Below are 7,051 nucleotides of genomic sequence, written 5' to 3'. Positions count from 1 at the left end.
CACGCTTATCGGCTGTATATTTTTAATGAACCGGATCACAAAGCCACCGAAGTTTCTTTGCTTTCCCGACTTAGCTGCAATCAGCTGAGCCTTGAATTCTAGCACAGATTTTGAAGATCCGTCAAACTTTTTGATCTTTTCTTTTTGCTGCAACTGCCCTTTTCAGAACAGCCACCGCAATCAGCGAAGCCTTAGATTGTACAACAGTTTTTACACCGAAATCAACAAATTCCAAAACTTCTTCAACCAACCCCGCCGCACCTAGAAACATGCCCTCTGTGCAGCGAAGCCTTCGATCATAGCAGAGATTTCCACCACCTAACTCAAACTTTCCACTTCTCCAGCAATCGATCGGGTCCCAAGCTGTCGTAACCCTCGAAGGGCTGATGAATCCACGGATTAGACGGCAGAAACTCCACCGAGTAGTCGGGAGTGAAGGTCGACACACCTTTGGTCCAAATCACGGCGCTACGAAGTTCAGTGATCGGGGCGTAGTTGGTACGCAGCATGTCAATCACTGCTCGCAATGTATGGCCGGAATCTGCCAAGTCATCTACAAGAAGCACCTTCCCCGCGATCTCGCCCTTTGGCGTTGTGATGAAACGAGCTATGTCTAGATGCCCCTGAACGGTGCCCGCCTCAGCCCTGTAAGAACTCGTAGACATGATCGCGAGAGGCTTGGAGAAAATCCGACTCAGTATGTCGCCAGGACGCAAGCCCCCTCGCGCCAAGCAAAGAATAGTGTCGAATTCCCAACCCGATTGATGCACTTTGAGCGCCAACTTTTCAATCAAGTTGTGATACTCGTCGTAGCTAACGTACAGGTGCTTACCGTCTTCTGTCAACATGCTTCACTCCAGAATCTTTTCAAGCGCACCGTCATTGAGCCGCGTATGGGTTATGCATCAAAATCGTGTGATCCCGATCAGGGCTAGTAGAGATCATGGCAATCGGTACACCCGTGACATCTTGAATACGCTCTAGGTAGCGCCTAGCATTCACAGGAAGCTTGTCATATTCGGTGACACCCACAGTGGAGTCCGTCCACCCAGCGATGGTTTCGTACACGGGAACGCAACGGGCGATTTCTTCTGCGCCCATCGGAAGAAGATCAATCTGCTCACCATCAAGCTCGTAACCAACACACAGCTTCAATTCGGGCAGGCCATCCAACACATCGAGCTTGGTGATGCAGAGCCCCGACAAACCATTGACCTGTGCACTACGCTTGAGCAGCGCAGCATCAAACCACCCGCAACGGCGGCTACGACCTGTCGTCACACCCTTTTCTGCACCAACAGTGCTCATGTGATATCCCGGAGTCCCAGCCACTTCCCAATCCAACTCTGTAGGAAAAGGCCCCCCACCCACACGGGTGCAGTAAGCCTTGGTGATACCCAGAACATAGTGAAGCATGCTGGGACCTACGCCGGCTCCCGCAGCAGCATTTCCAGCAACACAGTTGCTAGATGTCACATAGGGGTATGTTCCATGGTCCACATCCAGCAAAGTACCCTGAGCTCCTTCAAATAGGAGATTGCATCCCTCGCCATGCGCTTCATTCAGTTCACGAGAAACATCAGCCATCATGGGGCGGAGCATTTCTGCATGGCGCATAGCCTCTGCGTACACCACATCGAACTGAACTTCTCCATCTTTCAAGTAAGGAGCCAGAGCCTCTCCGAACGTGAAACGTGCCGACCCAAGGTAGGTAGTTAACACGTGGTTGTGCAAAGCTAGCAATTCCTTAAGCTTCGATGCAAATCGTTCGGGATGCTTCAAATCCTGCACACGAAGAGCTCGCCTAGCAATTTTGTCTTCATAGGCAGGACCGATACCTCGACCCGTTGTGCCAATTTTTTCAATACCGCCCTGCTCTCTGGCCGCCTCACGAGCAACGTCCAAAGCTGCATGAAAAGGAAGAATCAAAGGGCAAGCTTCACTAATGCGAAGACGCGAACGCACTTCCACACCTGCTCGTTCAAGGCCTTCGATCTCTTCAAATAACTTTGAGGCGGAGAGCACCACACCATTGCCGATGTAGCACTTCACCCCTGGGCGCATGATACCGCTGGGGATAAGGTGGAGTGCTGTCTTCACGCCGTTAATCACCAAAGTATGACCAGCGTTGTGCCCACCTTGAAAACGCACTACACCTTGGGCACTTTCCGTGAGCCAATCGACCAGCTTTCCTTTGCCTTCATCACCCCACTGAGTTCCAACGACAACGACGTTACGACCTTTGGTTGCTTTCATCTCAAACCCAATTCAAATTTCAGTTGGTTTTATTGCGCGAACTATCCATTGCCCGGAAACTTCAACAAGCTCTCGGTCACAGTTGAATTCATCCACTTTGCTCTCACACCCGGGAAGAACGCACACCACGGTTTCTCCGCGCCTGCGCAATGCGGCTATAGCGTCATTCGCAGCAGCACTCTCCAACCAAGGGGCTCTAATGGCGGCACGAAGGTCTCTGTCCGGAGTTACACATGCAATTTGCTTAACGTCCAGGCTGAAGCCTACGGCGGGCCTATTCCTACCAAAAACAGAACCTACCTCATCGTATCTTCCGCCACGCACTAACGCATCGCTGCCACCTGGCACAAACATAGCGAAGCGAATGCCGCTGTAATACGAGTACCCACGCAGATCCGCTAGATCAAAAGAGAGACGTGGAGCATTCAGCATGGACGCAAAACGTTTCAACTCGCCGAGCAAACCAGAGATACCAGGCACCAGACCAAGAGCCTGTTCGGCATCCTTCAGAACCTCGATATCTCCGTACAGGTGAGGCAAGGCTCTTAAACCTTCGCGCTGGCTTTCCGGGAAAGCACGAGTGAGTCGACCAATCTCAGCGCCATCTTTGCGAGCCAATGCTCCATGCAAATCACGCAGCAACGCTGGTGCTACCTCGACGCCATCTAATAGTCGACGAACTATGCGTACATCCGCCACATCGGTGGTGAAATCGGTAACACCTGCAGCTTCAAGACACTGCCTGGCCAACGTCAAAATCTCAACATCCGCCTCCAACCCTGAGTGGCCATAGATTTCGCTACCAAATTGAAGGGGCTCCCGAGTTGCATGAGGCTTTTCAGGCTTCGCGTGCAGCACAGGACCGCAGTAACACAAGCGCGTCACACCCTGGCGATTCAGAAGATGCGCATCAATTCTGGCTACCTGCTGAGTGGTGTCTGCACGCAGCCCCATGGAGCGCCCAGACAACTGATCCACCAGCTTGAACGTCTGCAGATCTAACGCTTCACCGGATCCGGTCAGCAATGAATCCAGATGCTCCAACAGGGGGGGAATAACCAACTCATAGCCATAGCTGCGCGCTGTATCGAGAAAGCCTCGACGCAACTCTTCGATGTGTCGAGCCTCTGAGGGCAGAACATCGGCAATATGATCCGGCAGGATCCAAGCAGACATTTAAATCGGTGGAGGCTGTTAAAACCGTGATTCTACCGGCTGATGGCGCCGAGCCATCGAGCTTTCCTCTGTTCGCCTCCCTGGAGTACGGGCCCGGCAGCAAGCAATTGCTGCCGAACTCGCTCCAAGCTAGCTTCAACGACGCGATGAAGATAGATTGGAAGCCTGACCGTCTCGTAGAACTTTAAAGAACTCAGAACCTGATGGATCCACAACCATCACGTCCGACTTCTTGCTGAGCGTCGCTTTGTAAGCTTCTAGACTGCGATAAAAGTGCGCAAATTGAGGATCTCGCCCAAAAGCCTCCGCGTAGATACGCGCTGCCTCTGCGTCGCCCTCACCCTTCACTCTCTGTGCATCACGGGTAGCGTTGGCAATGGCCACTTCTCGCTGACGATCTGCATCCGCACGGATCTTTTCACCTTCAGCAGCCCCTGTTGATCGAAGTTCATTCGCAACTCGCTTACGCTCCGCCTCCATACGACGGTAAACAGATTCTGTGATTGCCTCAACATAGTCCACACGGGTGATGCGCACATCAACGACATCAACACCCCAAGGCTTGGCGCCACGAACCGCCCCCAGAACTTCGCGTTTTACGTCTTCCATCACGGCTTCGCGCTTGAGGGAAAGCAATTCCTTGACGGTACGTTTGTTGATTTCTTCCTGAAAAGCATTGCGGACAACCCTATTGAGCTGCGCTGCGCCTGCCTCCTCGTCCAAACCCACGTTTCGAATGTACTGCGCAGGCTCAGAAATTCGCCACCGCACATACCAATCAATGACAACGCGCTGCTTCTCGGCCGTCAGCATGGGCTCAGTGTCCTTGCTATCCAAAGTGAGAAGCCGTTTATCAATGTATGAAACATTTTGAAAAGGGGGAGGCAGCTTGAAGTTCAAACCAGGCTCGGTAATCACCTCCTTGATTTGCCCAAGCGCGTACACCACACCAAACTGACGCTGATCCACTACGAAGAACATGGAGCTCATGAGCGCCAGCACTACCAAACATGTAGTGGCCAAAAATCCGATACGGTTCACAAGTTTCTCCTAACGAACTTCACGCTCGCGGGTGCGACCACTGTCTCGAGCTCTCGTTTCGAGCGGGACTGCGGTACTGGGGACAGTTGATGGAGTCACGGCTGAACTCGGAGGTATCTCCAGCGAACTGGAACTAGCTGCGTTGCCAGTGCTCTGCATCAACTTGTCCAAAGGCATGTAAAGCAAATTAGAGCCTTGACGCGACTCGATGATCACCTTGGTGACATTTCCATATATCTGCTGCATAGCATCGATATACATTCGATCACGGGTCACCTGAGGCGCCTTCTGGTACTCCGCTAAGACGGAGGCAAAACGCTGAGCGTCACCTTGTGCCTGAGCGACAATCTTGGCTTTGTAGGCGGCAGACTCCTCAGCCAAGCGGGATGCCGCACCAACAGCCCTGGGAACTACATCATTCGCATAGGCTTGGGCTTCATTCTTTGCCCTTTCACGCTCCTGCCCGGCCTTGAGCACGTCATCAAACGATGCCTGCACTTGCTCTGGCGGGCGAACTCCCCCTTGCTGCAAATTAATACCTACCACTTCCACTCCGACGCCATAACGGTCCAGGATTGTCTGCATCAGTTGGCGAACACGAGGGGCTATTTGATCGCGCTCCTCCGCCAAAGCCGTATCCATTCGCATTTTCCCGACAACCTCACGAACCGCAGTCTCTGCCGCCTGTACAACAGCATCGGACGGGTTTTTGCTCTCAAACAACCAAGCGCGGGCATCATTCAAACGGTATTGCACCGCAAATTTGATTTCAACAATGTTCTCGTCTTCGGTCAGCATCGCAGACTCTCGCAGCCCGGTGCTCTTGACAATAGCGTCCCTCCCCACGTCCGCGGACCGAATCTGCGTCACAAAAACCAATTCGTGACGCTCAATCGGATAGGGCAAGCGCCAATTGAAACCTGCGCCCACTGTCGTCTTGTATTTACCAAACTGAGTAATCACAGCTTGCTGCCCTTCCTTCACGATGAAGAAGCCAGAACCCATCCAGACGGCAAATGCAACACCTCCCAGTAGCGCCAAGCCAATGCCTGCACTGCGCATGTCCGGCTGCCCACCCCCTTTAGGCCCCCCCCCCGAGCCGCCTCCGAAGAATCCAGACAACCGGCGGTTCAAATCACGCCAGAGTTCATCCAAATCGGAAGACTGACCAGGGCCACCAGGACCAGGCCTGCGCTCTGGGCCTGCACTGCCCCTATCCTCAGGTCGATGGGCATCGTCGCCTTTATCCTCGCCACGCCCCCATCGCGGATCGTTCAGATTGAACATTCCTTGTGCGAAAGTACGCAACGATGCAAAGCGTGAGCTACGATTTTGAAAATTCATGCGCAAAATCTCTTGATCTCTGTAGATATCGTTTCATACGGCATTGTGCCGAACCGACCTGACCATTAAGTCAATTCAACGGTAGACGCTGGGGACATCTGATCGCTTTCTTTGGCCACAATTTCACCCAACACAGAGCGCAATACGCCCAAACCAGATCCCGTCAAAGCACTGACGAATACACGACGATGCTCACGTCCGGCCAACTCGTAGGAATCACTCTCAGCGGTCGGACGCAATGACTCATCCAACGCATCCATTTTGTTAAAAACGAGTAGTTGCGGAATATGATCTGCGCCGATTTCAGCAAGCACGCGCTGCACCTGCTCGATTTGTTCTGGATAGGCTGGATTAGATCCATCGACGACATGCAGCAGAAGATCTGCATCTACAGCCTCTTGCAAGGTCGCCTGAAATGCATCAACCAATCCGTGAGGCAGGTCACGAATGAATCCCACAGTATCAGACAGAGACACAGAACGCTGAGCCTCAGACAGATACAACTGCCGAGTGGTCGTATCTAGCGTTGCAAACAACTGATCTGCAGCATACGCACGAGCTTTGACCAAGGCGTTAAATAGCGTTGACTTCCCTGCGTTCGTATAGCCCACCAAAGAGATAGTGAAAGCCTCGCGCCGCTCGCGTTGCCTGCGCTGAGTATTCCGTTGGCGCTTCACTTTCTGCAATCGCTCTTTGGTGCGCTTGATTGCATCCCCAATCATCCGCCGATCTAGCTCGATCTGAGTCTCGCCTGGCCCGCCTCGCGTCCCGATACCACCACGCTGACGCTCAAGGTGCGACCATCTACGCACTAGCCGGGTACTCAGGTACTGTAATTTGGCCAATTCCACTTGCAGTTTGCCTTCATGGCTTCTGGCACGCTGAGCAAATATTTCCAGAATCAGCAGCGTGCGGTCGTTGACCGGCAACTCCAAATAGCGTTCGAGATTACGCTGCTGTGCAGGACTCAAGGCTTGATCAAAAAGCACCTCGACAGCGCCATGCATTTGCGCGAGCGAGCGAATTTCATCGGCCTTTCCGCTTCCCACAAACAGTGCCGCGTCCGGGGCTTTGCGCTTGCAGGTGATACGAGCCACAGGCTGGAGACCCGCCGTTTGGGCAAGCAAACCAAGCTCTTCCAACTCGGCGTCGAAATGGGGAAGCCCCAGATCTACACCAACCAAGATAACGGACGGTGCTGACTGGGGCTTCATGCATTCAACCTCGGCATGTC

At 53.1% G+C, this 7,051-nt stretch carries 7 protein-coding genes; all 7 read right to left on the bottom strand.

Annotation, left to right across the window (positions count from 1 at the left end; all coding sequences use genetic code 11):
- Window positions 1-121 precede the first annotated feature (121 nt).
- Window positions 122-271: a hypothetical protein gene (locus IHV84_RS06380; protein ID WP_156445134.1), complete on the bottom strand. Its 150-nt coding sequence runs from the start codon at window positions 269-271 to the stop codon at window positions 122-124.
- A gap of 52 nt (window positions 272-323) precedes the next feature.
- On the bottom strand, window positions 324-848 hold the full coding sequence (locus IHV84_RS06375) for a phosphoribosyltransferase (protein WP_198846250.1): 525 nt from the start codon (window positions 846-848) through the stop codon (window positions 324-326).
- Between the two features lie 31 nt (window positions 849-879).
- Window positions 880-2,256, bottom strand: coding sequence for an adenylosuccinate synthase (locus tag IHV84_RS06370; RefSeq protein WP_198846249.1), 1,377 nt, complete (start codon window positions 2,254-2,256; stop codon window positions 880-882).
- Between the two features lie 12 nt (window positions 2,257-2,268).
- Window positions 2,269-3,432 carry an ATP phosphoribosyltransferase regulatory subunit gene (locus tag IHV84_RS06365; RefSeq protein ID WP_198846248.1) on the bottom strand — a complete coding sequence of 388 codons (1,164 nt, stop codon included), beginning with the start codon at window positions 3,430-3,432 and terminating at the stop codon, window positions 2,269-2,271.
- A gap of 135 nt (window positions 3,433-3,567) precedes the next feature.
- Entirely contained in the window at window positions 3,568-4,473 is a 906-nt protein-coding gene (gene hflC / locus IHV84_RS06360; protein ID WP_044400000.1) for a protease modulator HflC, read from the bottom strand.
- Between the two features lie 9 nt (window positions 4,474-4,482).
- Window positions 4,483-5,817, bottom strand: coding sequence for an FtsH protease activity modulator HflK (gene hflK, locus IHV84_RS06355; RefSeq protein ID WP_198846247.1), 1,335 nt, complete (start codon window positions 5,815-5,817; stop codon window positions 4,483-4,485).
- 65 nt (window positions 5,818-5,882) lie between these two features.
- The gene (hflX, locus tag IHV84_RS06350; protein WP_142081579.1) at window positions 5,883-7,031 is read right to left on the bottom strand and encodes a GTPase HflX; all 1,149 of its coding nucleotides are present in this window, start codon (window positions 7,029-7,031) and stop codon (window positions 5,883-5,885) included.
- Window positions 7,032-7,051 lie beyond the last annotated feature (20 nt).

The organism is Acidovorax sp. IB03 (assembly GCF_016406015.1).
GTDB lineage: Bacteria > Pseudomonadota > Gammaproteobacteria > Burkholderiales > Burkholderiaceae_C > Acidovorax > Acidovorax temperans.
This window is presented reverse-complemented; position numbering and strand designations above follow the sequence as displayed.